23 protein-coding genes, 2 tRNA genes and 1 riboswitch are annotated in these 26241 nt (G+C 40.9%); of the genes, 12 read left to right on the top strand and 13 right to left on the bottom strand.

The genetic code is table 11. The features are described 5' to 3' along the window. Nucleotides 1–409 precede the first annotated feature (409 nt). From J536_RS10855 to J536_RS10840, 4 genes are all read left to right on the top strand, one after another. Entirely contained in the window at nucleotides 410–3730 is a 3321-nt protein-coding gene (locus J536_RS10855) for an Rne/Rng family ribonuclease (RefSeq protein WP_032062901.1), read from the top strand. Nucleotides 3731–3919: 189 nt separating this feature from the next. Then, nucleotides 3920–5761, top strand: coding sequence for a long-chain-acyl-CoA synthetase (locus J536_RS10850; RefSeq protein ID WP_032062900.1), 1842 nt, complete (start codon nucleotides 3920–3922; stop codon nucleotides 5759–5761). A gap of 184 nt (nucleotides 5762–5945) precedes the next feature. Beyond that, nucleotides 5946–6021 (top strand) — tRNA-Lys (locus tag J536_RS10845). Nucleotides 6022–6043: 22 nt separating this feature from the next. Then, nucleotides 6044–6119: transfer RNA gene (locus J536_RS10840), tRNA-Lys, on the top strand. Nucleotides 6120–6183: 64 nt separating this feature from the next. Here J536_RS10840 and J536_RS10835 read toward each other — a convergent pair. Then, nucleotides 6184–7080: a LysR family transcriptional regulator gene (locus J536_RS10835; RefSeq protein WP_032062899.1), complete on the bottom strand. Its 897-nt coding sequence runs from the start codon at nucleotides 7078–7080 to the stop codon at nucleotides 6184–6186. Between the two features lie 112 nt (nucleotides 7081–7192). Between J536_RS10835 and J536_RS10830 the strand changes: the two genes are divergently transcribed. Beyond that, nucleotides 7193–7948, top strand: a complete 756-nt coding sequence (locus J536_RS10830; RefSeq protein WP_005079248.1) for an SDR family oxidoreductase — start codon at nucleotides 7193–7195, stop codon at nucleotides 7946–7948. A 45-nt stretch (nucleotides 7949–7993) separates the two neighbouring features. Here the strand turns inward: J536_RS10830 and hemW are convergent, their stop codons facing one another. After that, nucleotides 7994–9148: a radical SAM family heme chaperone HemW gene (hemW, locus tag J536_RS10825; RefSeq protein WP_032062898.1), complete on the bottom strand. Its 1155-nt coding sequence runs from the start codon at nucleotides 9146–9148 to the stop codon at nucleotides 7994–7996. A 116-nt stretch (nucleotides 9149–9264) separates the two neighbouring features. Here hemW and J536_RS10820 point away from each other — a divergent pair, with 116 nt between their 5' ends. Together J536_RS10820 and abeM are read left to right on the top strand one after the other, a co-directional pair. Beyond that, nucleotides 9265–9726: a DMT family transporter gene (locus tag J536_RS10820; RefSeq protein ID WP_032062896.1), complete on the top strand. Its 462-nt coding sequence runs from the start codon at nucleotides 9265–9267 to the stop codon at nucleotides 9724–9726. Between the two features lie 32 nt (nucleotides 9727–9758). Continuing rightward, nucleotides 9759–11105, top strand: coding sequence for a multidrug efflux MATE transporter AbeM (gene abeM, locus J536_RS10815; RefSeq protein ID WP_005079254.1), 1347 nt, complete (start codon nucleotides 9759–9761; stop codon nucleotides 11103–11105). Between the two features lie 33 nt (nucleotides 11106–11138). Here abeM and J536_RS10810 read toward each other — a convergent pair whose 3' ends face one another. Beyond that, a complete protein-coding gene (locus tag J536_RS10810) occupies nucleotides 11139–12389 on the bottom strand; it encodes an acyl-CoA dehydrogenase family protein (protein ID WP_002115020.1) in 1251 nt (416 codons plus the stop codon). Nucleotides 12390–12421: 32 nt separating this feature from the next. Further along, the gene (locus J536_RS10805; protein ID WP_032062895.1) at nucleotides 12422–13669 is read right to left on the bottom strand and encodes an SfnB family sulfur acquisition oxidoreductase; all 1248 of its coding nucleotides are present in this window, start codon (nucleotides 13667–13669) and stop codon (nucleotides 12422–12424) included. Between the two features lie 256 nt (nucleotides 13670–13925). Here J536_RS10805 and J536_RS10800 point away from each other — a divergent pair, with 256 nt between their 5' ends. The 3 genes from J536_RS10800 to J536_RS10790 all read left to right on the top strand — a co-directional run bounded on the left by J536_RS10800 (nucleotide 13926) and on the right by J536_RS10790 (nucleotide 16164). Continuing rightward, nucleotides 13926–15224: an ABC1 kinase family protein gene (locus tag J536_RS10800; protein WP_032062894.1), complete on the top strand. Its 1299-nt coding sequence runs from the start codon at nucleotides 13926–13928 to the stop codon at nucleotides 15222–15224. Nucleotides 15225–15325: 101 nt separating this feature from the next. Continuing rightward, nucleotides 15326–15580 carry a type B 50S ribosomal protein L31 gene (locus tag J536_RS10795; RefSeq protein WP_002114896.1) on the top strand — a complete coding sequence of 85 codons (255 nt, stop codon included), beginning with the start codon at nucleotides 15326–15328 and terminating at the stop codon, nucleotides 15578–15580. A 251-nt stretch (nucleotides 15581–15831) separates the two neighbouring features. Then, nucleotides 15832–16164, top strand: a complete 333-nt coding sequence (locus J536_RS10790) for a HopJ type III effector protein (protein ID WP_032062893.1) — start codon at nucleotides 15832–15834, stop codon at nucleotides 16162–16164. 502 nt (nucleotides 16165–16666) lie between these two features. Here J536_RS10790 and crcB read toward each other — a convergent pair. From crcB to J536_RS10770, 4 genes are all read right to left on the bottom strand, one after another. After that, entirely contained in the window at nucleotides 16667–17047 is a 381-nt protein-coding gene (crcB, locus tag J536_RS10785; RefSeq protein WP_032056270.1) for a fluoride efflux transporter CrcB, read from the bottom strand. A gap of 124 nt (nucleotides 17048–17171) precedes the next feature. Next, nucleotides 17172–17238: riboswitch (Fluoride riboswitch) on the bottom strand. 45 nt (nucleotides 17239–17283) lie between these two features. Next, a complete protein-coding gene (locus tag J536_RS10780; protein WP_032062892.1) occupies nucleotides 17284–17694 on the bottom strand; it encodes a GFA family protein in 411 nt (136 codons plus the stop codon). Between the two features lie 78 nt (nucleotides 17695–17772). Next, entirely contained in the window at nucleotides 17773–18978 is a 1206-nt protein-coding gene (locus J536_RS10775) for a TIGR03862 family flavoprotein (RefSeq protein ID WP_032062891.1), read from the bottom strand. Beyond that, nucleotides 18968–19606, bottom strand: coding sequence for an SAM-dependent methyltransferase (locus tag J536_RS10770; protein ID WP_081404116.1), 639 nt, complete (start codon nucleotides 19604–19606; stop codon nucleotides 18968–18970). The genes J536_RS10775 and J536_RS10770 overlap by 11 nt, the downstream gene beginning before the upstream one ends. 87 nt (nucleotides 19607–19693) lie before the next feature. Here J536_RS10770 and J536_RS10765 point away from each other — a divergent pair, with 87 nt between their 5' ends. Next, complete coding sequence (locus J536_RS10765) at nucleotides 19694–19888, top strand: DNA gyrase inhibitor YacG (RefSeq protein WP_002114956.1); 195 nt, start codon at nucleotides 19694–19696, stop codon at nucleotides 19886–19888. Here the strand turns inward: J536_RS10765 and J536_RS10760 are convergent. From J536_RS10760 to J536_RS10740, 5 genes are all read right to left on the bottom strand, one after another. Further along, complete coding sequence (locus tag J536_RS10760; protein ID WP_017385667.1) at nucleotides 19885–20529, bottom strand: MBL fold metallo-hydrolase; 645 nt, start codon at nucleotides 20527–20529, stop codon at nucleotides 19885–19887. The genes J536_RS10765 and J536_RS10760 overlap by 4 nt on opposite strands. Before the next feature lie 23 nt (nucleotides 20530–20552). Continuing rightward, on the bottom strand, nucleotides 20553–21569 hold the full coding sequence (gene hemH, locus J536_RS10755) for a ferrochelatase (protein WP_032062888.1): 1017 nt from the start codon (nucleotides 21567–21569) through the stop codon (nucleotides 20553–20555). 73 nt (nucleotides 21570–21642) lie between these two features. Further along, a complete protein-coding gene (locus J536_RS10750) occupies nucleotides 21643–22647 on the bottom strand; it encodes a DUF4062 domain-containing protein (RefSeq protein WP_032062886.1) in 1005 nt (334 codons plus the stop codon). 116 nt (nucleotides 22648–22763) lie between these two features. Beyond that, nucleotides 22764–23630: a glutamate racemase gene (gene murI, locus J536_RS10745; protein WP_032062885.1), complete on the bottom strand. Its 867-nt coding sequence runs from the start codon at nucleotides 23628–23630 to the stop codon at nucleotides 22764–22766. A gap of 46 nt (nucleotides 23631–23676) precedes the next feature. Then, nucleotides 23677–24288, bottom strand: a complete 612-nt coding sequence (locus J536_RS10740; RefSeq protein WP_002114653.1) for a DUF1285 domain-containing protein — start codon at nucleotides 24286–24288, stop codon at nucleotides 23677–23679. Nucleotides 24289–24475: 187 nt separating this feature from the next. Here J536_RS10740 and J536_RS10735 point away from each other — a divergent pair, with 187 nt between their 5' ends. Then, nucleotides 24476–26188, top strand: coding sequence for an electron transfer flavoprotein-ubiquinone oxidoreductase (locus tag J536_RS10735; RefSeq protein ID WP_005804177.1), 1713 nt, complete (start codon nucleotides 24476–24478; stop codon nucleotides 26186–26188). Nucleotides 26189–26241: the final 53 nt, after the last annotated feature.

The raw sequence follows: 26241 nt of genomic DNA, 5'->3' as shown, positions 1-26241 counted from the left end.
CTAGTTGGTTATGGAACGTAAACTGATACACATCAGACAAATCGCTCCTTAATGTTGCCTTCAGGCTAAAGCGTTGATGCATTGGAACTGCCGAAAGCACCGATACGATGAGCATTCCGTATCAAACTTCCAAAAAGAAGTCACTTCGCGCCCAATGACAGTGAAAGTCATTAACCAATGCACCGCTCACCCGCCAGTGAAGCACTAAGGAAGTCCGATTTAAAGGTTGAAGCAGTATTGCCTACATCACAGACGAGAATCGAAGCTAAGGCTAAATGTAGCCGGTAACAGATGACTCAGACCACAAATATTTTGAGATCTGGGAAATGATCCGTCATGTTCGATGTTCGTTCAGAACCTTTAAGTTTGTGCGATATGTTTGTGTGGGTCACTATTAGGTGTCACACCCATGAAACGTATGTTGATTAATGCAACTCACGCAGAAGAAGTCCGCGTTGCACTTATCACTGGTAATCGTCTTTACGATTTTGATTTAGAGAATCGTACCCGAGAACAGAAAAAATCCAATATCTATAAAGGCCATGTAACCCGCGTAGAACCATCTTTAGAAGCTGTTTTTGTTGAATACGGCGCAGGCCGTCAAGGCTTCTTGTCTATGCGCGAAATTGCTAATAGTTATTTCCAAGCAGACCCACGACAAACTTCAAACATTCGTGAACTTATCACTGAAGGTACTGAATTACTTGTTCAAGTCGAAAAAGAAGAACGTGGCAATAAAGGTGCAGCCCTTTCTACCTTTATTTCACTTGCAGGACGTTATTTGGTTCTTATGCCAAACAACCCGAAAGGCGGCGGTATTAGCCGTCAAATTTCAGGTTCTGTACGTGAAGAATTAAAAGAAATTCTAGCTTCTTTAAATTTACCACGTGGTATGAGCGTTATTGTACGTACCGCTGGTATTGGCCGTACCCAAGAAGAATTACAGTTAGACTTACAGCATTTGCTTGATCTTTGGACTCAAATCCAAGGTACAGCGAGCTCTGGTCCTTCTCCAATGCTAGTTCATCAAGAAGCTGGTGTTGTTACTCGTGCTATCCGCGATTATTTACGTGATGATGTTGCAGAAATCTTAATTGATAGCGAACAGGCTTATAACGAAGCTTATAACTTTGTTAAAGCAGTGATGCCTCGTCAATTAGACAAACTTAAAACTTATACTTTAAATGAGCCATTATTTGCTCATTTTGGTATTGAAAGCCAAATTCAAACTGCTTATGAACGTGAAGTAAAACTTCCTTCTGGCGGTTCAATTGTGATTGACCAGACTGAAGCTTTAGTTTCAATCGATATTAACTCTGCGAAATCGACTCGTGGACATGACGTTGAAGAAACTGCGCTGAATACTAACTTAGAAGCAGCAGAAGAAATTGCTCGCCAACTTCGTCTTCGTGACATTGGTGGTTTAGTTGTAATCGACTTCATCGATATGACTAAAGAGCGCAACCAACGTATGGTTGAAGCAAAACTTCGTGAAGCAACACAAAGCGATCGCGCACGTATTCAGTTTGGCCAACTTTCTCGTTTTGGCTTAATGGAAATGAGCCGTCAACGCTTACGTCCATCTCTTGAAGAAGCAACAGGTTATGTGTGCCCTCGCTGTCATGGTACAGGCATGGTTCGTGACTTACGCTCACTTTCGCTTTCTATTATGCGTAAAGTAGAAGAGATCGCGCTTCGTGAACGTCATGGTGAAGTACAAGTAGAAGTACCTGTTGAAATTGCAGCATTCTTACTCAATGAAAAACGTCATAGTCTTGTTTATTTAGAACAAACTTCTAGTGTTCGTGTGACTGTTTTACCTCACCCGCACTTAGAAACCCCTCACTACGAAATTCAGTACAATCCAGATGGATTTGCACCATCTAGCTACGAACGTACTGAAGCAACTCGTTCAAGTGAAAAAGAGTTAGGTTATGAATCTTCTGAATGGCATTTAGAAGAAGCCGATCATGGCCATACTCATGCAGCCCCTGCTGCCAATAACGCAGCCAACCAAAAGAAAGCAAATCAAGCGGCTCAACCTGCTGCTCAGGCAAGCGCTCAAAAAGCAGCAAGCCCATGTGCATGGTTAGAAAACCTTTTTGTTCAAAAACAAGCTCAAACAGTTGATCAATCTCGCTCAGCACAAAATGCTGCTGCCGCAATTGAACAAATGGTGAATACTGGCGCTGTTAGCCGTGGGCAGTTTGGACAAGTTGTAGCACCAGCAGTTGCTGAAGTTACTTCGGCTCCATCTAACAATGCTTATATTTCTCAATCTCCTGTTAAGCAGGAAGCACGTGAGAATGTTGAAAAAGACGATAAAGTACAACAGCAGCGTCCAAACAACAAAAAACGTAAGCACAAAGAGCAACGTGAACAACATCAACATCACCACAATCAAGAACCACAGCAACAACAGGTTCATGAAGAAGTTGTACAGTTATCACGCCAAGAGCAACGTGAATTAAAACGTCAACAAAAGCGTCAACAGCAAGATCAGCCGCATGCGCAACATCAAAATGATGGGCAACAAGCTGAACATGCTGTACCGCGTCGTGACCGTAATAATCAACAACGTCCAAACCGCCCGAATCGCCACCGCGATCCAAGCGTATTAAATGAAAATCAAAATACGCCAGCACCAGCAGTTGTTGATGAAAAACAAATTAAGGTTGATTTGATTGATGCTCCACAGCATGAAGTCATGAATACAGCCTTAGTCATCAATGTTGATCAAGCACAAAGCGAAATTATTGCTTTAACGCCTGAGCAACCTGTTGAACGCACTGAAAAAGCACCTGTTGTTGAAGCTACTCAAGAATCAGCTCCAGCACCAGTTGTGGCAGTGGAAGAGACGGTAACTCCTGAAGCAGAAGCTCCTCAACCAAAGGCTGAGAAAACTCAACCGCAAGTTCAACGTGCAAGTAATGATCCTCGTATGCGTCGCCGTGAACAACGCAATGCAAAACGTGCTAAAGCTGCTGCACCATCAATTGCCCCATCGCAAATTCCAACGTTGGCGCAATATACAATTGGTAGCTTGATCCGTCATGTTTACGGTGAAGACTGCACAGTACTGATTGAACAGTTTGGTTTAGTTCCAACATTCAATCGTGCATTGCAGAAATTTGCAGAGCAATATGCAAGTACTCTAGTAACTGAAGTTCCAGCGGAAGCTGAAGACAAAAAGCCTGTTACTCGTGATGCTGAGCTTCCAAGCAACAAGCCTTCACAAGAAGCAGAACCTGCACCAGTACTTGCGTTGACGCCACCAAAAGAAGCGACACCACGTGTTGCTAATGACCCACGTGAACGTCGTCGTCTAGCGAAACTTGCTGCTGAACAAGCTTTTGAGCAAGTCAAACAACAACATTCTGCAACAGAAGAAGCTGCACCTGTAGCTGAGTCTGTAGAACAAACTGTTGTTGTTCCTACTGCTGAAGCACAAGTACCTGCTGAATCAAAACAGCAACCGCTTGAGCTTGATCAGGAAACTGAAGTAGCAGCTAGCGTAGAAACACCAACTGAAACTGTAGTTGAAGCTCCAGTTGCAAAACAGCCAAAAGCAGCTGCAAAAGCCAAAGCAGCTACAGAACAAGCTGTAGAGCCAACTGAAGCTCCTGCCGAGAGTGAATCAGAAGATTCTAAAGCTGATAAGGACAAACCAAGTCGTCCTCGTCGCCCTCGCGGTCGTCCACCAAAGAAAGCAAATCCTGTAGCTGAGTAAATCATTTGCTCAATTGCAGCTAATTTAAACAAACCTAGTCATTTCGATGACTAGGTTTTTTTTGTTATTTTTAGCCAATTAGGTTGATTGCACTAGAAGAAACGTTTTAAAAGCATGGTGAACCATGAAAATACTGTACTTTTGCCAACACAACCTTTTTGGATTGATCGAAAAATAAATAGGATTGATATGAGCCAGACAACACAGACCGATATCATTACGCTTGGGGATGTTGCCACCAGACTTCCTAGCTTCATTCCCAAAGTACCCCATATCCTGAATGGTCTTAAACAGGCTTATTTAAGAACAGCAAATACACCAACTGGTTTAGGTGTAGCTTTTGAGAAAGCTGTTAAGCGAAATCCGAAAGGTATTGCTTTATTATTTGAAGATCAAAGTTACTCATACGAAGCTTTAAATGAATGGGCTAACCAGATTTCTCACTATTATTTATCTCTCGGCGCACGTAAAGGTGATGTGATTGCCGTAATGGTTGAGAACCGTTCTGAGCTTATTGCCACTATTGTAGGCTTAGCTAAAATTGGGGTAACTATTGCGCTTGTAAATACATCTCAAGTCGGTAAAGTTCTCGCTCATAGTGTCAACCTTGTAAAACCAATTGCAGTCATTGCGGGCGAAGAAGTCCGTGCTGCAATCGATGAAATTCGTCAAGACTTAGATGTTCCTAAAGACCGTTTCCATTGGTTTGCAGATCAGGCTACTCGTCAAAATGCCGGAACAGCACCTCAAGGTTATGCCAATCTTGCAATAGAAATTGATCAATTCCCGAAATTCAATCCATCGACCACACACTCTGTTCATGGTAATGATGGTCTGTTTTATATTTATACTTCGGGAACAACAGGATTACCAAAAGCAGTTATTTTTAAACATAGTCGCTGGACACTCGCATATGGCACTTATGGCCACATTTTAAACCTTGGTCCAGATGATGTGATGTATGTAACTTTGCCGCTGTATCATGCAACAGGCGTGGTTGTTTGCTGGTGTGGTGTGATTGCAGGAAGCTCTACCCTTGCCATTCGACGTAAATATTCAACCAGTGCTTTCTGGAAAGATGTACAGAAGTTTAATGCCTCTGCAATCGGTTATGTAGGTGAACTTTGCCGCTACTTGATGGATGCTCCGACTACAGAGCTTGACCGTGCTCACCGTGTAACCAAAATGATTGGTAACGGCATGCGTCCAAACATCTGGGATAAATTCAAACAACGTTTTGGTGTTCAAGAAGTTCTTGAGCTTTATGCCTCAAGTGAAGGTAACGTTGGCTTTAGTAATATTTTCAACTTTGACAATACGGTAGGCTTCTCCCCTATGCCGTATGCAGTCATTCAATTTGATAAAGAAAAGAATGAGCCTGTACGCGATAAAAATGGTTGGTGCAAAAAAGTTAAAGCAGGTGAAGTCGGTTTACTGGTAGGCAAAATTACCAGTCGCTCTCCATTTGATGGCTATACCGACCCAGAAAAGAATAAATCTGTGATTATGCAAGATGTCTTCAAAAAAGGTGACTCATATTTCAACACAGGTGATCTTGTCCGCAATATTGGTTTCCGTCATGCCCAGTTTGTTGACCGCTTAGGCGATACCTTCCGCTGGAAAGGCGAAAATGTATCTACCACCGAAGTTGAAAACATGGTGTGTGAATATGACAAGATCGCTGAAGCTGTCGTTTATGGTGTAGAAATTCCAAATACCAATGGTCGTGCAGGTATGGCAGCAATCACACTTGCTGATGGTGCCGAGTTAAATGACGCTGATTTAACAGAAATGGTGACTGTATTTAAAAAATGCTTACCTGCTTATGCGGTACCAGTGTTTTTACGTATACAAGCTAAAGTTGAAACTACAGGTACTTTTAAGTACCAAAAGAATAAATTGAAGGAAGATGCGTTTAATCCAAGCAAAACTTCTGAACGTTTACTCGCTTTATTGCCTGGTGCAAGCAGTTACTGTGACATCACAACTGAAATTTTTGACAACATTCAGGCATATAAATACCGTTTTTAGTTCATTTTTTAGCTAAACAAGAGGAAATCGTGCTTTTTATAGGCAATCATGCAAATGTTTTTAAATTTCCTCTTGTGTTAGTTGAATAACTTGCTAAAATACGCGACATCAAAACAAAGGTGGTGTTAGAAAACTTTTAGTTATCTTGCACTTCACATTCAAATAATATTTGAATGTTTGTTCAGGGTCGTTAGCTCAGTTGGTAGAGCAGCGGACTTTTAATCCGTTGGTCCCGCGTTCGAGTCGCGGACGACCCACCACTTATCTGTTTTGAACCTATTTGGGTCGTTAGCTCAGTTGGTAGAGCAGCGGACTTTTAATCCGTTGGTCCCGCGTTCGAGTCGCGGACGACCCACCAAATTCTAAAAAGCCTCTCACTGCGAGAGGCTTTTTTTTATTGTTAATGTATTTTAGTTTTATGACTAAAAGATGACGATGCACTTCTTATATAGAACATCCCTAGTCCATTCCATAAAGATTTCTAAACGTTTAGGAATATAACTTCTATTCGGATATAAAATATTAAGTGGAAGTGATTGAGCGGTATAGGCACTTAGTACTTCAACTAAAGTTCCCTGCTCAATTTTATCCTGAACATCGTAGTATGGAAGTTGAATAATTCCCAAACCTGCAATAGCCGCTGCAATATAGGCTTCCGTATTATTTACGCTTAAAGCACTATCCATCATCACAGCTCCATCTTGATATAAGAATACGCCCTGTTTCTCTCCTACAGCCCCTCCATAGTTAATAAGTTTGTGTTGAGATAGATCTTCTAATTGTTCAGGAATACCGTACTGTTCTAAATAGTCAGCACTTGCACAGTTCACCATAATCAAGTTGCCAACAAATTTCGCAATTAAACTACTACTCTCTAAATGCCCTACCCGAACAACACAATCAATTCCTTTCTCGATTAAATCAGTAATGTCATCTGAGCTATGAAGTTGTAAATGGATATCTGGATAGCGGCTATAAAAATCGGGCAGTTCAGGAATAATCACTTGATGCACGATTCGGCTGGGCATTGAAATTTTTAGCGTGCCACGATAATGCTGCTTTTGTGCCTGTATAAGCTGTTCGAGCTGTTCATAATCAAATAACAGATTTTGACACTCAGGTAATATTCGTTGTCCATCTTGGGTAAGGCTAACTTTACGCGTAGTTCGATGAAATAAGCGTACCCCATAGTGAGTTTCTAACTGTTGAATAGCACTCGTTACTGTCGAGCGAGGTAAATCAAGCTGATTTGCCACTTCACTAAAGCTTTGTCGTTTAGCGACTTCTGTAAAAATAAAAAATTGCTGCAACCGATCCATTTAATTGTTCGTATTTTTTGAATAGTTAAACCAAACTAGCATAATTGATCAAAAATTACCGCCAATCTAGACTAAAAACACATTAAAACAAGTCATCATAGGAACAACCATCATGACAACTCATACTCTGAAAGATAAAGTTGTACTGATTACGGGCGGTGCAAAAAACTTAGGTGGACTGATTAGCCGCAGGTTTGCAGAACAAGGCGCAAAAATTGCAATTCACTACAATAGCGCTGAAACTCAAGCAGATGCAGAACAGACACTTGCAGATGTAACAGCATTCGGTGTAGATGCCGTTTTAATTCAGGCAGACCTAACGGATATTGATAATATCGAAAAGCTATTCTTAGACACTAAGCAGCATTTTGGCGGAATTGATATTGCCATTAATACAGTTGGAAAGGTTTTAAAGAAATCTTTTTTAGATACCACAGAACAAGAGTTTGATAGCATGAGCGATATCAACTCAAAAATTGCCTATTTCTTTATTCAATCGGCAGGTCGTCATTTAAATGACGGCGGCAAGATTTGTTCAATCGTGACTTCTCTTCTTGCAGCCTACACTGGACTCTATTCAACCTATGAAGGTTTAAAAGCACCTGTTGAGCATTACACACGTGCTGCATCAAAAGAATTTGGTGATCGTCAGATTTCTGTGACTGCTGTTGCACCTGGGCCTATGGATACACCTTTCTTTTATGGTCAGGAATCTGCCGAAGCAGTGGCTTACCATAAATCAGCTTCAGCTTTAGGTGGACTCACCAAAATTGAAGATATTGAACCTCTAGTTCGCTTTTTGGTAACTGATGGTTGGTGGATTACAGGACAGACTATTTTTGCAAACGGCGGCTATACCACTCGCTAAAATAAAAAAAGCCGCATCTGATGACGCGGCTTTTAGTTTGTTTAATTATAAAAACTCTTCAAGCACTGAGTTTAAGAAAATATGGCCTTGCTCCGTACAGGCTAAACGGGAAACATCATCTACCAGTAGTTTTCTAGCTCGTAGAGAAGTGAGTACTTCATTTAAGTGACCCAGGCTTAAACCTGTACGCTGCTCATATAACTCAGCTTTTACACCATCATTTAGACGTAAAGCATTCATCATAAACTCAAAAGGTAGCTCTTCTGCCTCAATCTTTTTCATTTGCAAATGTTCGGCTGGAACCTTAGCCAAATAGTCTTTTGGCAAACGAGTCTTTTGGAAACGATATACACCATCTGGTCGGGTTACTTTGCCATGTGCCCCTGCACCAATCGCAAGGTAATCACCAAATTCCCAATAATTTAAATTATGAGCTGAAGGCTGCTCTTTACGCCAAGCCGACACTTCATAATTTATAAAACCATTGGCTTTTAGATAAGCTTCACCCTGCTCTTGAATATCTTCTAACACCTCATCTTGAGGTAAAACGGGCTGCGTACGGAAGAATACGGTGTTTGGCTCAATAGTCAGTTGATACCAACTGATATGTGTCGCGCCATGCTCTACAGCCATCTTTAAATCATAAAGTGCTTGCTCTAGCGTTTGCTCAGGTAGGCCATGCATTAAATCGACATTAACTCGCTTAAAGCCTGCTTGTCGTGCCTGCTCAATTGCATCCATAGCATTGTTGACTGAATGAATACGCCCAAGCTTTTGCAAGTGCTCTGTATTAAAAGTCTGCACACCAATCGATAAACGGTTAATACCTGCTTCTAAATAGCCTGCAAACGGATCATGTTCTAGTGTTCCGGGATTTGCCTCTAGGGTGATTTCACAGCCATCTTCAAATTTGAGCAATGACTTAAGCTGTTCAAACAGCCACGCATAGCCTTTAGCAGAAATAAGTGAAGGCGTTCCACCACCAATAAATACACTATGAATTGAACGTCCCTGAGCCATCTCAACTTGAGTTTCAAAGTCGGCCACCAACGCCTTTAAATAGGTTTGCTCGAGTTCTGCCGAAAGCGCTCCATCTGGTACGGCATGCGAGTTAAAGTCACAATATGGACATTTACGCACGCACCAAGGCATATGGATATATAAAGATAAAGGAACAGAAGCAGGATTTAATACGGCCAAGGAGCAGGTCCAATTTACACAATATTTCTATTTTAACATGACTGCATCAATGGGCTTATGAAAACATACCTTAATTGCTTTAGACTGTTTTTAAACATACTTAAATATTGATAAAAATGATGAAATTCTCTAGTCAACTTTTCCTGGTCTTACCTCTAGCTATGGGAATCGGTGTTGCCATGGCTTTTCAGACTGCAATCAATGCTCAACTGCGCGAGCAACTACACTCACCGTTGCAAGCAGCTTTATTATCATTTTTCATAGGTACTATTGTTTTAGCCGTTATGGTTTTTTTCCAAAGTGCCGAAAAGCCCTCTTTAAGTGAAATATCAAATATTCCATGGCTTCTTTGGACAGGAGGATTCCTTGGGGTTTATGCAATTAGCATGAGCATTTATACTGCACCTAAACTTGGTTTTTTAACCTTTACAGGGCTAGTCGTTTTTGGGCAATTGCTCATTTCAATGTTGCTTGACCATTTTGGTTGGTTAGGTACAGAAAAGACACCTGTTACATGGCAACGGTTTCTGGGTGGCGTGATCATCTTTGTCGGTGTGTTACTCACTTTGCAACGTTAGCTTCATTTTTATATTTAAAAAGAGTACCTTTTGTGTCGAATGTCACATCTTTTCGGTCTGAATTAAAACAACTCTTCCACTTAATGCTACCGATTTTAATTACCCAGTTTGCTCAAGCGGGATTTGGGTTAATTGACACTATTATGGCTGGGCATTTATCTGCAACCGATTTAGCAGCAATTGCGGTAGGTGTGGGCTTATGGATCCCAGTCATGCTCCTGTTCAGTGGCATTATGATTGCAACTACACCTTTGGTCGCTGAAGCAAAGGGCGCAAGAAATACAGAACAAATTCCTGTCATTGTTCGTCAATCCTTATGGGTCGCCATCATTTTAGGCGTAATGGCTATGCTCATTTTGCAGCTTATGCCGTTTTTCTTACATGTGTTTGGCGTACCAAAAAGCTTACAGCCTAAAGCAAGTTTATTTTTACATGCGATTGGTTTAGGCATGCCAGCTGTGACCATGTACGCAGCCCTACGCGGTTATTCTGAGGCTTTAGGCCATCCACGTCCTGTAACGGTCATTAGCTTACTGGCCTTAGTGGTTTTAATCCCTTTAAACATGATTTTTATGCATGGATTAGGGCCAATACCTGCATTAGGTAGCGCAGGCTGTGGTTTTGCAACCTCAATTTTACAGTGGCTCATGCTAATTACTTTAGCTGGCTATATTTATAAAGCTTCGGCTTACCGTAACACGTCTATTTTTAGCAGATTCGATAAAATTAACCTGACTTGGGTAAAAAGAATCTTACAGCTTGGCCTACCCATCGGTTTAGCCGTGTTCTTTGAAGTCAGTATTTTTAGTACAGGTGCATTGGTACTTAGCCCACTAGGTGAAGTCTTTATTGCAGCGCATCAAGTTGCAATTTCAGTTACCTCTGTGCTGTTTATGATCCCGCTTTCACTTGCGATTGCCCTGACCATTCGTGTGGGAACCTATTATGGTGAAAAGAACTGGGCTTCGATGTACCAAGTCCAAAAGATTGGTCTAAGCACGGCAATATTTTTTGCCTTATTGACCATGTCTTTTATTGCTCTAGGTCGTGAACAAATTGTCTCGGTTTATACTCAAGATATAGATGTAGTTCCTGTTGCCATGTATTTACTCTGGTTTGCAATGGGTTATCAGCTGATGGATGCATTGCAAGTGAGTGCCGCAGGCTGTTTAAGAGGGATGCAAGATACGCAAGCACCGATGTGGATTACACTCATGGCATATTGGGTGATTGCTTTTCCTATCGGACTTTATTTAGCACGTTATACCCATTGGGGTGTAGCTGGCGTATGGTTAGGCTTAATTATTGGTTTAAGCATTGCTTGTGTTTTATTACTTTCAAGGCTTTATTTAAATACCAAACGTTTAAGCAAAACCTAATAAAAAAGCCGATTATTCATCGGCTTTTTTATTTTATGCAGACTTGGCTCGCGGGCTTGCTCCAATTTGCCAGACAAAGGGCAAATCGGTACGGTTTACTTCCCAATCTCCAATCACCTTTTCTTTATAGATGAGCGGATTATGTGAAGACACCGTTCGAGCATTACGCCAGAAACGGTCGAGTTGTTTGACCTGACTACTTGCTGACGCGCCCAAAGCATTAAATAATTGGCTGGTTAAATCGAGTACCAAATTAGAAATCACCACCTGTCCTTGCGCCGACTCAAGCTCTGCATCTACATTAAACTGATGTTCTTTCACCTCTAACTCACTAAAGTGACTTTCATAAGCCTTCTGCAATGCTTCAGCTGTTTTAATCGTAATTGCTAGACTTCCGTAAGCTTGAGCAGAGGCTTTACCCACCACCTGTAAAACTTGTGGGTCATGACGAACAATGTCTCCATTACCATGACTAAAAATACGTTTTCTCTCACGAATCTCCTGACTAAAAGTTTCTACTGCCGCATGTGCAATACCCGTTAAAGTTGCAAGATGGACGACTTGATAAAAAGCAGTTTGATATTTAAAACGCTGGTCAAATGGAATAAGGTGCGAAGCCGGCAAGTGAACCTGATGTACTTTTAAAGTACCGCTACCCGTCGTCTTTTGACCAAAGCCATCCCAATCATCAATCACACTCACGCCTGTTTCATGGCGATAAATAGCAGCAATCACATGGCGGTCATTTACTTCATCATAAGCAAATAAATCGATCCAGTCAGCAAAGATACTTCCCGTTGAATAGTACTTTTCTCCATTTACCACCAAGTTACCCGAAGCATCTTTGGTTACTCGTGTAACGACATCACCAATCTGTACATTTCCAACTTCGGTCCATGCATTCCCGACTAAATCACCCTGCACAAAACGCTGAAACCAGACCTCTTGTGAGTGCTCTTTATGGGCAACTAAGCGGTCTTCGACAAAAGCGAAGTGTCCACGCAAAGCTTGCACAATATTCGAGTCTGCTTGTGCTAACTCTGCTAAAAGCTGGAAAAGTTGCGGTAATGACACCCCATCTCCACCATATTTAACCGGAACACGTACCGCACCTAACTTGAGTTCTTTTAACCACTGAATCGGTTCAAAAGGCAAGATTCGTTCTTTTTCTCGCTGAATTGCACCTTGGGCAATTTTTTCAAAAACTGGGCGAAATCTACTTGCGACCTTTTCATAATCGGCGCCTACAGACAGTTCTTCTAATTCAATTTGGGTAATCGTCATCTTTATTCTCCTAATCTTATTTTTTCTTCACTTTAGCTCCATGCATGACGAGGTGGATGGATGCCATTGAGGTAGTAATTACCGACAATGTGATATTTCCAACGCACTGGATCATGCAAGGTATGAGTGCGAGCATTACGCCAATGGCGGTCCAAATTAAGCTCTGACAAGGTTGACCGTGTTCCAGACAACTCAAAAAGCTTATTCGCTGCTAAAATCGCAACTTCTGTAGTGAGTACTTTTGCTTCAGCAACCAGTAATGTCGCTTGGTTTACATGCTCTTCTGTCGTGTCGGCAATCGCCTGATCGATCGCATCTCCTGCTACATCTAATACCGCTTCTGCTGCACGCAGCTTAATTTTTAAATCACCAATATTTGCAATTGTGTAAGGGTCATCGCTGGCTTTTTCCAAACCTGAGTCGACCCATGCGCGACTATAATTTTTGACATAGTGAATTGTTTCTTCAATTGCGCCGCGTGCAATACCGGCATCGACAGCAGCTTGAATAAATTGTGAAATTGCACCTGCTGGAGTAGGACGTTCGAAAGCCTGATAAATCGGAATTAGATATTCTTCACGTACTGGAACCTGATTAAGTTCAACAGTTCCACTGGCCGTAGTTCGTTGTCCAAAGCCAGACCAGTCATTAATAATATTAACTCCTGAAGTTTCCCGAGGAACTAGCGCCGCATAAGGCTGCCCCTGTTCATTTACAGCAACAATTGGAACCCAATGCGCAAGCAATGCACCAGTTGCAAAAAACTTCTTGCCATTAATTTCATAACCGTGCTCGGTCTTTCGTAATGTGGTAGTGAGGTCAGCCACCGTTTTGCTATGCTTTTCTGAAAAGGCATTGCCAAAACGAATTCCCCTCAACACTAAGTTAAAGAAAAACTGTTGTTGTTCTGGGCCTGCATCAAGGCGTAAATGTTCAATAAAAGCTAAATGGTTTTGAGGAAGCTGTGCAAGAGATGGATCAACACTCGCAATTGTTTTGATGACCTCAGCCAAGGTTCGATATTTAACTTGGGCACCACCAAATTGCTTGGGAACCGTAATAGCCCATAAGCCACTTTGTGAGAACTGTTGAATTTCGTTTAGAGGTAAACGGCGCTCTCTGTCTCGCTCAGATGCTTCTTGTGCAAACTCTTGAGCAAGTTGTTTGGCAAGCTCAATTGCTTCTTCATCAGAACGAATAATATGCGCATCTTTTGTCTGCTCAAACACAGATAAAGGAACCGCCTGAGACCGCCCATGGGCCGAACTTAAACTTGTCATAACTTTTGTTATCTCTATTTTTATTTAACCTGCCATTCACATTACCACCAAAAAAACAGGCACTTTATAGATATTAAAGCTTTGTTTATGAAATGGATTTTCACAAGCTTTTCATATTTTTTACTATAAAAATAACATTTTGTTTTTCGAAAAATTTCTTACATGAGATAAACAATTTCATATAGGCTTTTTAAGCTTTGTCACCTATGATCAAAACTAGGCAATATTATGTTGTAGTCAATGAGGTATCGAAGATATGGCAAAGAATGCAAGTTCACCCGGCAAACGATTTATGAAACTTGCAGGAATGACCGCGAGCATTGCAACGAAAACCGTTTCTAACTCGATTCGAAACTTGACCGCAGATGAAGAGCAAAAGCTAGCTTCAAAAACTAAGCTATTTCAGGATATTGGTTTGCAAATTGCCGACACCTTAGGCGAAATGAAAGGTGCCGTCATGAAGGTTGGCCAAATTGCATCACAATATAAAGATATCTTCCCACCCGAGGTCGCTAAAGCAATTTCTAAGTTACAACGCCAAGCTCCCCCTATGCCCTTTGCTTCTATTCAGCAACAAGTTGAACGTGAGCTTGGAAAGCCGCTGAATGTTGCCTTTAAATCTTTTGATCAAGAACCTTTTGCAGCTGCTTCAATTGGACAAGTTCACAAAGCTGTCTTGCCAAGTGGTGAACAAGTCGTGGTTAAGGTGCAATATCCGGGTGTTGATGAAGCCTGTGAAAGTGACTTAAAACAAGTACGTTTGGCACTTCGTTTAATGGGCGTACTTAAAATTGATAAAAAGCTACAAGATCAGCTTTTTGCAGAGATTCAAGATAGTCTATCAGCAGAACTTAACTACGAAATCGAGGCTCAAAACCTTGAGGTCTTTAAAACTTTTCATAGTAAGTTAGATGACAAAATTATCATCCCGACCGTTTATAAAGATTACTCTTCAAGACGTATTTTAACCTTGAGTCTCGAACAAGGTGACAGCATTGAAACTGCCAGCGCTTGGCCTATCGAAATTCGAAATACCATTGGACGCCGCTTGATTCGTGCTTTAGGTCAGGAAATGTTCTTTTTAAAACGTTTTCACTGTGACCCTCATCCGGGTAACTTTGCTTTTCGCCAAGATGGCAGTGTCATTATTTATGACTATGGCAGTGTTAAAACGCTCTCAAATGAAATCGTGCAGCACTTTAAATGCTTAGTAAATGCAGCTCGCCATGAAAATATTGAGCTAATCGAAACAGAATTATTTGAACTACATTCACTTGCTGAAAAAGGCAAATTCCCGAGTGATCTATATAAACTCTGGATTGAAGTATTATTACGTCCGCTTACCACCACTTATAATTTTGCAGAGAACTCATCACATCATGATGGCATGTTACTTGTGAAAAAATCTTTGAAGTATTGGGATGTCTTTAAACCATCACCAGATACTTTAATGGTCAACAGAACCATTTCAGGGCATTACTGGAACCTGATTCACTTAAAAGTTCATGACAATCTAAACGATCTATTTGAAGAGCTTGTACCGCCTTCTAACTAACTTAATTTACTGATCAATGTAGCCCTTTATGGGGTACATTGACTTTTTAATTGTTATGTTATAACATTTCTTTATTCAAAAATAATTTAGGACAATCTCTCATGCGTAAAGATATTCATCCTGCTTATCAACAAGTGTTATTTCATGACACCAATGCAGACGTGTACTTCTTAATTGGTAGTACTCTTCAGTCTAAACAAACCAAAGAATATCAAGGGAAAGTCTACCCTTATGTCACTCTTGATATTTCAAGTGCCTCACACCCTTTCTACACAGGTGAAGTACGTCAAGCAAGTAACGAAGGCCGTGTAGCAAGCTTCAATAAACGTTTCGCTCGCTTTAATCGTAAGAGTTAATCTTGCGTTAAGATTTGACCAATACACTTAAAACATTGGAAGCCTAAGACTATCTCCTCCACTTAGGCTTCTTTTTTTATGTGTATTTTTTCATCATTTCTAAACTGTGTATAAAAGAAAACTTATCCACAAGTTGTCTAAAAACTCTTCTGTTTTTTTTCAATAACCCCTCAATTTTTATAATTGCCAAGCTTCCAAAGCGCCTATTCGATGCTATGCTTAAGCCCTCATTTGTTAGGAAGTTTAAGATAATGGCACAAGAGTTACTTGCCCAATTACAAGCAGACACAGCAAAATTTTCAGACGTTTTAGCTCATATTGAAGCACGTTACCAACATACTCCAACAGCTTTTCAAAATGGTGCACAGCAAAACGCTGCTACTGAAAATCAAGGCAGTGCAAAAGTTTTCTCTTTTGCCAAGTTACAAGGGTTAGACCAAGCACAAACTTTAAGTTTATTTGCAGAACACTACGCATCTGTATTGGCTACACCAGAAGGAACTGATCATCAAAATATTCGTCAGTTTATGCAAAATGGTTGGGATGGTGTGAAGTTTGAAGGTCAAGCTTTAACTGAAAAGTAATAGATTTAAATAAATAATAGAAACGACTTAATTTTTATTATGAGCATTGCCTTAAATGGAAGTGATATCCAAATGATGGATTGTATAGGCTAAGCTTACTTTTCAAGGATGAAAAGTAACAAAAATCCTTTGTTACGCTGATGCTAAGTCCATGTAGCACAGCGAAACGACGGCATCCATGCCGTCTGTCACGATAGTAAATGCCTTATTTTTCATAATTATTTTATTAGCCTCTTACATTCGATACGCGATAACGTCATTCGCAGCCTGCGTGGTGTCAATAAAAGATCGTTTTTGCAAAGCATAAGATAAATGGATTCAGTGAACAGGTTCTGCGAATGACAGATGCCTTTGGTTACTTTGGGCACAACCAAAGTAACTTAATTAGCTGCTTCCATTAGATAACTCAACGATAAGACTCCGTCGTGAAAATTCTACCCAACACTCAACTTCGATGAGCTCTCACAACTTGAAATCATGGTCAATTCTTAAATATAAAAACTCAATGCCCCGCTACCCAATGATAAGCCGCCAAACCCAAACACGTAAAAATTAACGATCCAATTAAATGGATGGAAATCCCCAACATCGCCATTCCCAACTTACCACTTTGTAATAAAGTGACGATCTCAATCGAGAACGTTGAAAAGGTAGTTAAAGCACCACAAAAACCAGTAATCACAAAAAGCTTATAGTTCGGACTTAAATCACTTTGAGCAAAATAGGCAATTGCAAAACCAATAATAAAACCACCGACCAAATTAACAGTGACAGTACCAAGTGGAATCTGCGGGTAAATCGGGTTGAGTTTTAGGCCTAAAAACCAACGCAGCCATGCCCCTAGAACTGAGCCTAAAGCAATTGAAAGTAGAGAGTAATACATAGGACCACCCCTTTAGATAGACGCTAAAAGAGCAAAAAATAATGAAGGGAAATATGACACAGCGTACTCCAAAAATAAGCAGAGTACGCAATAACCTACGTACCCAGCGATATAAATACATGAGGGTAACGTAGGCATCATTAGCCAATACGGCGGTTTTTCAAGGGAGGAATGCCATCTCCCTGTTTTAAGTATATTAGATCATCTTGAATTTGATTTAAACATACTTTTTAAAATCATGGACGTTCAGCAAATTGTGGTAAATCATCCTGAATACATTCCCATTCCGCCTTAGAAGCAGCAAAAATATGCATTGTCGGCTTTTGGTCTAGTGGTGTATCAAGTGTCCCAATTCTTAAGCGATATAATTCAGGCTGCGCATCACGAGAACTAATCAAAGGTGAACCACATTCGCTACAAAACCAACGATATACCCCGTTCACAGCAAATTTTTTGACAAGGTCTTCACCTTGGGTAATTTTAAAATCTGTACTTTTAACAGGAGCATTCGTGGCAAATGCTGTTCCATTGGCTTTTCGGCAGCGTTGACAGTGACATTGAATAATATCTCCGATATCGCCCTTAATTTCATAGCGAATACCCTGACATAAACAACTTCCTTGATAAACTGGTGATGCTTGAGACATGCTCTCGTAAATCCTATTATTATTGATCGCTCAAAAATAACACTTTTCACATATCAAGCATAGCACCAAATTATCCTGTTATTTCTCTAAGAATGAATGCGCGCCTTCACCAGCCGCTCGTCCTGTAGCAAAGCATGCTGTAAGTAAATATCCACCTGTAGGAGCATCCCAATCCAGCATTTCACCACAACAGAATACACCTGAAGTTTGTTTAAGCTCTAAGCTTTCAGTTAGTGCATTCTGCTTAACGCCACCAGCACAGCTAATCGCTTCTTCAATGGGTCTAAACCCTTCTAGCTTAATTTGAAGCGCTTTGATTCGCTGAGCCATAGCCTCTGGTTGGTTCCATAGTGCTTTATCAACCACTTCTCGAATTAAGTTAATCTTTGCTGTGTCTAAGCCTGCTTTACGCCAGATATTGGTGAGCGATTGTTTTTTGCTAGCCTGTAATTTTTTAACTAACTGTGACAACTCTACATCAGGCAATAAATCTAAAAACAAATTTAAGCTTTGCCCTTGTTTTTGTTGTTCTCTTAAAGCTCGTCCAAGTTTATAAATAACACCACTTTCTAAACCATAGTGAGTAATCACAATATCGCCATGAGTAATCTGGCTAGGATCAACCCATGCATTGATACGTTTTAAAGGTTCACCAAAACAGCTTTCCATAAAACCTGACCAAGCGTGCAATACGCCTGCATTACTCGCTTGAAAAGGTTCAATATTGGATTGATCAACCCATTGCTGCCAAGCACCATCACTGCCCAATTGTGACCAAGACACAGCACCACAAGCCAATATTACCGCATCGTATTGCTGGGTAAAAATTTCAAATTTTTGATTATTTTGATTTTCTAAAGTTACCGTTGTGCCTTGCAAATTAATACAACGATGACGATAAAAGAATTTAACTTGCTGTTCTGCTAAGCGTTTTAGCCAAGCACGTAACAGAGGGGCCGCTTTCATTTCGACAGGAAAAATGCGACCTGAGGTGCCAACGTAGGATTCTATTCCCAGGCTTTTCATCCAATTTTGAATCCAGATTGCATCCCATTTTTCCACCCACGGTTTGAGCCATTCTACACGGTCATAGCGCTCAATAAACTGCACTAAAGGTTCAGCATGCGAGATATTTAACCCTGTTTTACCTGCCATCAAAAACTTACGCGCAGCTGAAGGTTTCTGCTCATACAAATCAATTTCATAAGCATACTGGCTCAGTACATCAGCTGCCATTAAACCAGCCGGACCCGCACCAATAATGGCAACCCGCTTATTCGCCATGCACATGACCTTGTAATGGGGCAAACTCATCAAAACGTGTGCTGTAACCTTCAGGTTTAGTGATCACAAGCTGTTGGCAAAGTTCTCCACGTTCTAAATACTTAATTTCAAAATGAGTACGTGCAGATGTTTGAGCAATTTTTTCTTTTTGGTAAGGCAGCTTCCAGACATTAATTAATTGTTGTTCAGCTTCTTCAATATATTCAGGAATATTACTTGCCAAAGTAATGGTTCCACCTGTTTGCAGACGAGAGATTAAGAACTCAAAAAATGGCATATTCAACCAGCGCTGTGCTGGATTATGGGGTTCTGGGTTTGGATAGAGAATAAAGAAATGTTCAACTTGAGCAGGATGTAGTGCATGTACCACCCACGGTAAAGCATCTGCATGTACAGGAATTAAATTATCTCTTGGTTCCAGACCATGCTGTTTTTGCATTGCCAAGAATTTTTCTCGGGTTCGTTCAATTGCATACAATGTGTGCTGCGGCTGTTGCCCGCTAAAAAGCAAAGCATGTTTACCCTTGCCCGCTCCAATTTCTACACAAATCGGGGTATTTTCAATTGGGGTAAAATCGCGAGGCGCTTGCATACGTTGTGCTTGAAATTGACGAATCTGCATAATCACATCAAACTAAATAAAAATCGGCATAAGTCTAACAAGTCACCTGACTTTTGCCTAATCTATTTCTCTTCACTTTGAGGATATCGCTTTATGCCACGTACATTCCCCTGCCCACGTTGTGGTGAACCAAGTGTTTGGGAAGGTAATGAATTTCGTCCATTTTGCTCTGAACGCTGTAAATTAATTGATTTAGGTGCTTGGGCAAATGATGAATATAGACTGCCTACCCAAGATGCGCCTCAGCATAACAAGGGTAGTCAAAATGAAGATGATTACGAGGATTAACCTGCTTTACCTGCAACAAACGGGTTAAATTGTTTTTCATAGCCAATGGTACTCATTGGACCATGCCCAGAAATAAACTGAGTATCATCTGGCAAACTAAAACACTCTCGTTTAATCGATTCAATCAACTGATCATGGTTTCCACGCGGGAAGTCTGTTCTGCCAATCGAGCCTTTAAACAAGACATCACCAGTCCAAAGCAAGCCATGATTTTTATTATAGAAAATAACATGCCCTGGTGTATGGCCTGGGGCAAAACGTACCTCAAACTCATCTTCACCCAGTTTTAGCACTTCACCGCCTTCAAGCCATTGATCAACTTTAACAGGCTGTGGAATTGGAAAGCCATAACGTGCTGAAACTTCCTGAATCATATCTAGCCAGAACTGATCTTCTTTATGGGGACCAATAACTGGAACGCTCCATTCTTTGGCAAGTTCACCCACCGCTCCAGCATGGTCTAAATGTCCGTGAGTGAGCCAAAGAGCTTTCACTTTTAAACCTAAGGCTTCTACTTCTTTTTTCAAAACCGAAGCGTCACCACCCGCATCAATCAAAACTGCTTCTTTGGTTTCACTGTCCCAAACAAGAGAACAATTTTGGGCAAATGCAGTAACTGGAACAATTTTGACTTGCAGCATAAGAACCTCTGGCTAAAACGCAATTAACGGTGGGCTAAGGTATAAGTAAGGGCATCAAGATTAGCCTGAACTAACCCTGCAAGCAAATCAATATGAGCTTGATCGCTATTTAAAGCAGGAATATAAGCATAGCTACCACCACCCGCCTCTTGAAACAACTCAGCATTTTGGATGGCTAATTCTTCAAGTGTCTCTAAACAGTCAGCAGAAAAAGCTGGGCTTAATACCTGTACTGAGTTAACGCCTTGCTTCGCCCAATCTTGCAAAAGTTGGTCTGTATAAGGTTTAACCCACTCTTGTTTCCCAAAACGTGACTGGAAGCTAATCGCCCATTCATCATCTTTCAAATGTAAGGCTTCAGCGACTAACTTTGCAGTAATGCGACAACGGTCTGCATAAGGATCGCCTTTGTCTGCATAAGGCTGTGGAATACCATGAAATGACATCAACAGTTTTTCAGGCTTACCATGCTGCTCTTGGTAAACTAGAATACTTTCTGCCAATGCCTGAATAAACATTGGATGCTGATAGTAGTCTTTAATAATCGTTAGACCCGGCAAGTTTCGCTGGGCTGGAATCCATTTGGCAAAAGCATCATATAACGGTGCTGTAGAGGTGGCTGAATATTGAGGAAATAAAGGCAATAAAATGACATGCTCTTGCGGGTTAGCGGCCAGTTTTTCTAAAACTGCGTCAATACCTGGATTACCGTAGGTCATCGCCGGTATCACGGTTAAATCAAACTGATTATTTTCTCGCTGCAAATAAGCCTGAATACGTTGAGTTTGCTCAAACACAATTTCACGCATGGGCGAATCTTTTGACCATACCGAAGCATAGGCATGTGCTACCCTTTTTGGGCGAAAAGGTAAAACAAACAGATTTAAAATAATCCACCAAATGAATTTCGGTATTTCAATTACACGTGAATCAGATAAAAACTGCTTTAGAAAACGGCGAACCGCAGGAACAGTGGCCTCATCCGGTGTACCTAAATTCGCTAAAATGACAGTAACTTTCGGTTTTTGTTCAAACGACATGTGTAAATGCCTTTCAATTCATCTTATGTCACTAATGTAACAGCTTTTATTGTCATATATAAATTGAATCGCTCTAAGCTTTTAATCGAATGCCCCGATGGCTCCATTTATAGCTAAGTAATAACTTTTGAGCTTTAGCTGTGACTTTCCATAAGCTATAGGATTGTTCAGTCTGAGTTGGAACAATCCAGCCCTGTGACTGCATTTGCTTTTTTATCCGAAACAATGCCTTATGGTTAATCTGAGCGCAGGCGACCGCATGAGCACGAGGTAACTCCTGACGAGCATCTTCTAGGCCAGCCTGATTTAAATATTCATTTAAACATGTCCCAAAATTCTCTTCTGGTGTCGCTGTTTCAAACTGCTTTGCCAATATACTTAACAACTGCGACCAAGTCATTTGTCTTTGTCGTTTCAGCTCTTTAAAATTGCCATCCTGAAATGCTTGAATTTGATATTCAAATGCAAAAACATCTTGAGGAGCAACTTCATTTACTTGAGCTGATGACTCTGTTAATTGCTGTTCTAACTGTAAAATTTTACTTTTTAATAGCTTAATTTCATCTTCTAAGTGATGAGCCTGATGAGCAGGAACCCAACCTTGTCCTATATGCTGTTCAACCATTAAAGGCATATTTAAACGAACAGCCAACTCTAGTTCACGTGGAGTTTTAAAGTAAAAAATATGATTCACATCAAGTAATAATTTTTTTCTAAATGCGAGAAATTTATCTTTAAGCTGTGGATGTGTTTCTTGTAAATGTATTTCACGACTTTCGGGCTGCTCATGCATGAACACAATAATGGGTTTAGCCTGACTTAACGCATATTCATATTCTAAAGATAAATAACTCACACCAGAAATCGACTGCTCTCCATACTGGCTGCCTAAAAGTAGGATTACATAATCACATTCATCAATTTGTCGACGTGCAAGTGTAGTGGTGAGGGGTGTTCGATGTTCTAATCCCCAAGCAAAGAAACCCATCCCTACCAAGGTTTGAGACAGAACCATCCGCTCTGGCTGCATGTCAAGGCCGGATGTTGAAATAAAAATCTGATAGCGTGTATCGAGCATAACAATACCCTTTCGCCCCATGATCTGTCCGTGACTTAATATCAGCCAAGATCATGAACCGCCCCAAATAAAATAATAAATCTAAAAAACACTAGTTTCTAAATGATGCTAAAAGATCAGTTCAGATTATGAAGTGTCCAAGTTAACTCTTGTGGAATCAAATGTTGTAAAACAGGTTGCAGTGCCTCAGCATTATTACCGCTGACATAACATTCAATACATGCAACATTCTGACCTATTTGGTCACATAATAACTCATTTTTTATTAAAATACGGGCTGTTTGTCGGGCAACTGCCAATCCAGAATCAACCAGTGTGAATTGGTTATCAAAAAGATGATGAATTGCTTGATTTAAGAAAGGATAATGCGTGCAACCGAGCACTAAATAGTCGGCACCTTGCTCAGCGGCGGGCTGTAAAACTTCTTTTAGTGCATTTAAACATGCCTCACCCATTTGCTGACCTGCCTCTACACAAGGAACAAGTTCAAGGCTGGTTAAGGTCATCACTTTAACACCTGCCGGAACAGCAAACTTCTCGACTACATCTTTAATGAGTTGCCCACGAAAAGTAGCAGGAGTCGCCAAGACAGCAACTACTTTAGAACGTGTCTGTAATACGGCAGGTTTTAATGCTGGAACCAATCCAACAATTGGAAAGTGTTCACCATAATGCTCACGCAAATGATCAAGGCTAAATGCAGAAGCCGTATTACAGGCTACGACTGCAATTTTACAACCTTGACGATATAGCCAATCAACAGCACGCGCAGTCAGTTCCCTAATTTCTTCATCAGAACGTGGACCATAAGGCACGTAGGCAGTATCGGCATAATACACAATACGTTCATTTGGTAAATATTTGGCAATTTCTGCTGCAACTGACATCCCTCCAATTCCCGAATCAAAAATACCAATTGGGGCATCTGCTGATGCTTTAGGCATAGGTTCTAACTCGGAAAATAAAGGTTGTATGGCGGTCATAGCTGTACTGAAGTGTCAGAAAATTTCACTCCCTAAAGCTTAAACCTCAAGTGCCTAATTGCAAGAGCAAATTACCACTTTTTAGCTCTAAAATGGTTTCACCTTTATCGTTTTCAATCAGTGTTCCATAGTTCACCAAATGATAGAAAGCCTGACGTTGAATCAGCGCATTAATTCCAAAACGGACATGCACATAAGGACGCAACTCTCCTGCATATTCACGCATAAAAATAGGATGTTCTGCATCAACCAAAATTACATCTTGGTTAGTGGTGGTCAGTTGTAAAAACTGCTCACCTGAAATTTCGACCTGATCTGCCTGATTGACTAATAAAGGTTCATCTTCAACTTCGATTTCAATTTGTTCTACAGGGGTTTTCAGGTAGAATTTGCCTTCTTCTTTCCATAGGACTTTGGTAAACAGATCTAATAGAGCTTGGCGCTTGATTAATTGACCTTCGTGCCACCATTCTCCATTGGATTTCACCGTCAAATCCATTTTACCGCAATGCTTTGGATGCCACTGCTCTAAAGGTGGAATTGACCTTTTGTGACTTTGCTGTACACCTTTTAAGTATTGTGCAATGTTCATTAAGTTTTTATCATCAGATAACGGTATTTTTCCCATATCCGATGGTGAATTATTTTGATTTACCATAGTTTATGCCTTGCTGACGAAAAAATGTTACGACTCAGCCAATTGGCTAGATCATGGTTTAAAACTATACTAGCCCAAACGATAAAAGGCACAATAGCATATTTGCGCCTATGGATTAAAACACTCACGGCAGCACCGAATTATCTGAATATGACGGTTGCCACCTTTAAGTATTGAGGAGTCCTACATGGAACACATCGAACGTGAATCGATGGAGTTTGACGTTGTCATCGTAGGTGCAGGACCTGCAGGTCTATCTGCTGCGATTAAGATCCGTCAATTAGCGATTGAAAAAAACTTACCCGATCTTTCTGTTTGTGTAGTTGAAAAAGGCTCTGAAGTAGGTGCGCATATCTTGTCTGGTGCTGTGCTTGAGCCACGTGCCATCAATGAACTTTTCCCGAACTGGAAAGATGAAGGCGCGCCTCTTAATGTCCCTGTAACTGAAGACAAAACTTTCTTCTTACTTTCAGACACCACTTCTAAAGAAGTACCTCACTGGATGGTTCCTAAAACCATGCACAACGACGGTAACTATGTGATCTCTTTAGGTAATGTGGTTCGCTGGTTAGGTCAAAAAGCTGAAGAGTTAGAAGTTTCTATCTTCCCTGGCTTTGCTGCATCTGAAGTGCTTTACCATGAAGATGGTACTGTAAAAGGTATTCAAACAGGCGACATGGGTATTGGTAAAGATGGCGAACCAACGCATAACTTTACTCCAGGCTATGAGCTTCACGCTAAATACACCCTCTTCGCAGAAGGTTGCCGTGGTCACTTAGGCAAACGCCTCATTGCGAAATACAACCTTGATAAAGATGCTGATCCACAGCACTACGGTATCGGGATTAAAGAGCTTTGGGAAATTGACCCAGCAAAACACAAACCGGGCTTAGTCATGCACGGTGCAGGTTGGCCTTTAGCTGAAACAGCTTCTTCTGGTGGTTGGTGGTTATATCACGCTGAAAATAACCAAGTCACTTTGGGTATGATTGTGGACTTGTCTTATGAAAATCCACACATGTATCCATTTATGGAAATGCAGCGCTGGAAAACTCACCCACTGATTAAACAGTATTTAGAAGGCGGTAAACGTATTTCTTACGGCGCACGTGCGGTAGTGAAAGGCGGTTTCAACTCATTACCTAAATTAACTTTCCCGGGCGGTTGCTTGATTGGTGATGATGCAGGTTTCTTAAACTTTGCAAAAATCAAAGGCTCACACACTGCCATGAAATCAGGCATGTTATGTGGTGAAGCTGTATTTGAAGCGATTGCTGCGGGTGTAGAAAAAGGCGGTGATCTTGCGATTGCACGTGTTACTGAAGGCGAAGATTTATTCGTTAAAGAATTGACTTCATACACTGACAAATTTAACAACAGCTGGTTAAAAGAAGAGCTTTATAACTCTCGTAACTTTGGCCCAGCGATGCATAAATTTGGTCAATGGATGGGTGGTGCATTTAACTTTATCGACCAGAATGTCTTTAAAGTGCCATTCACTTTACATGACTTGAAGCAAGACTTTGCTGCATTGAAAACTGTTGATGCAACAAGCTTTAAGCCAAACTATCCAAAACCGGATGGCAAACTTACATTTGACCGTTTATCTTCAGTATTTATTTCAAACACTGTACATGAAGAAAACCAGCCAGCTCACTTGAAGCTTACTGATCCTTCAATTCCAGTGAATGTGAACTTACCAAAATGGGATGAGCCTGCTCAGCGCTACTGCCCTGCTGGTGTTTACGAAATCATGGAAAATGATGATGGTTCTAAACGTTTCCAGATTAACGCAGCGAACTGTGTTCACTGTAAGACCTGTGATATTAAAGACCCATCTCAAAATATCACATGGGTAACGCCTGAAGGCGGCGGTGGTCCGAATTACCCTAACATGTAATTCCTTGCGCCGCTTTAGCCGCGGCTCATATCCTAATATATAATAAAAAAGCC

The sequence above is a fragment of the Acinetobacter sp. 809848 genome, from assembly GCF_000581275.1.
In the GTDB taxonomy this organism is placed as follows: Bacteria; Pseudomonadota; Gammaproteobacteria; order Pseudomonadales; family Moraxellaceae; genus Acinetobacter; species Acinetobacter pittii.
The sequence above is the reverse complement of the archived record's forward strand: the minus strand, read 5'-3'. Positions and strand labels throughout refer to the sequence as shown.

Bases quoted from the DNA above. Each gene is read 5' to 3' on its own strand.
- murI (WP_032062885.1), bottom strand. From the start codon at position 23,630: ATGACCGCCATACAACCTTTATTTTCCGAGTTAGAACCTATGCCTAAA.
- J536_RS10820 (WP_032062896.1), top strand. From the start codon at position 9,265: ATGATGAAATTCTCTAGTCAACTTTTCCTGGTCTTACCTCTAGCTATG.
- J536_RS10800 (WP_032062894.1), top strand. From the start codon at position 13,926: ATGGCAAAGAATGCAAGTTCACCCGGCAAACGATTTATGAAACTTGCA.
- J536_RS10740 (WP_002114653.1), bottom strand. From the start codon at position 24,288: ATGGTAAATCAAAATAATTCACCATCGGATATGGGAAAAATACCGTTA.
- hemH (WP_032062888.1), bottom strand. From the start codon at position 21,569: ATGTCGTTTGAACAAAAACCGAAAGTTACTGTCATTTTAGCGAATTTA.
- J536_RS10835 (WP_032062899.1), bottom strand. From the start codon at position 7,080: ATGGATCGGTTGCAGCAATTTTTTATTTTTACAGAAGTCGCTAAACGA.
- J536_RS10790 (WP_032062893.1), top strand. From the start codon at position 15,832: ATGGCACAAGAGTTACTTGCCCAATTACAAGCAGACACAGCAAAATTT.
- J536_RS10810 (WP_002115020.1), bottom strand. From the start codon at position 12,389: ATGACGATTACCCAAATTGAATTAGAAGAACTGTCTGTAGGCGCCGAT.
- crcB (WP_032056270.1), bottom strand. From the start codon at position 17,047: ATGTATTACTCTCTACTTTCAATTGCTTTAGGCTCAGTTCTAGGGGCA.
- J536_RS10760 (WP_017385667.1), bottom strand. From the start codon at position 20,529: ATGCTGCAAGTCAAAATTGTTCCAGTTACTGCATTTGCCCAAAATTGT.
- J536_RS10750 (WP_032062886.1), bottom strand. From the start codon at position 22,647: ATGCTCGATACACGCTATCAGATTTTTATTTCAACATCCGGCCTTGAC.
- J536_RS10805 (WP_032062895.1), bottom strand. From the start codon at position 13,669: ATGACAAGTTTAAGTTCGGCCCATGGGCGGTCTCAGGCGGTTCCTTTA.
- J536_RS10780 (WP_032062892.1), bottom strand. From the start codon at position 17,694: ATGTCTCAAGCATCACCAGTTTATCAAGGAAGTTGTTTATGTCAGGGT.
- J536_RS10735 (WP_005804177.1), top strand. From the start codon at position 24,476: ATGGAACACATCGAACGTGAATCGATGGAGTTTGACGTTGTCATCGTA.
- J536_RS10765 (WP_002114956.1), top strand. From the start codon at position 19,694: ATGCCACGTACATTCCCCTGCCCACGTTGTGGTGAACCAAGTGTTTGG.
- J536_RS10855 (WP_032062901.1), top strand. From the start codon at position 410: ATGAAACGTATGTTGATTAATGCAACTCACGCAGAAGAAGTCCGCGTT.
- J536_RS10795 (WP_002114896.1), top strand. From the start codon at position 15,326: ATGCGTAAAGATATTCATCCTGCTTATCAACAAGTGTTATTTCATGAC.
- J536_RS10775 (WP_032062891.1), bottom strand. From the start codon at position 18,978: ATGGCGAATAAGCGGGTTGCCATTATTGGTGCGGGTCCGGCTGGTTTA.
- J536_RS10850 (WP_032062900.1), top strand. From the start codon at position 3,920: ATGAGCCAGACAACACAGACCGATATCATTACGCTTGGGGATGTTGCC.
- J536_RS10830 (WP_005079248.1), top strand. From the start codon at position 7,193: ATGACAACTCATACTCTGAAAGATAAAGTTGTACTGATTACGGGCGGT.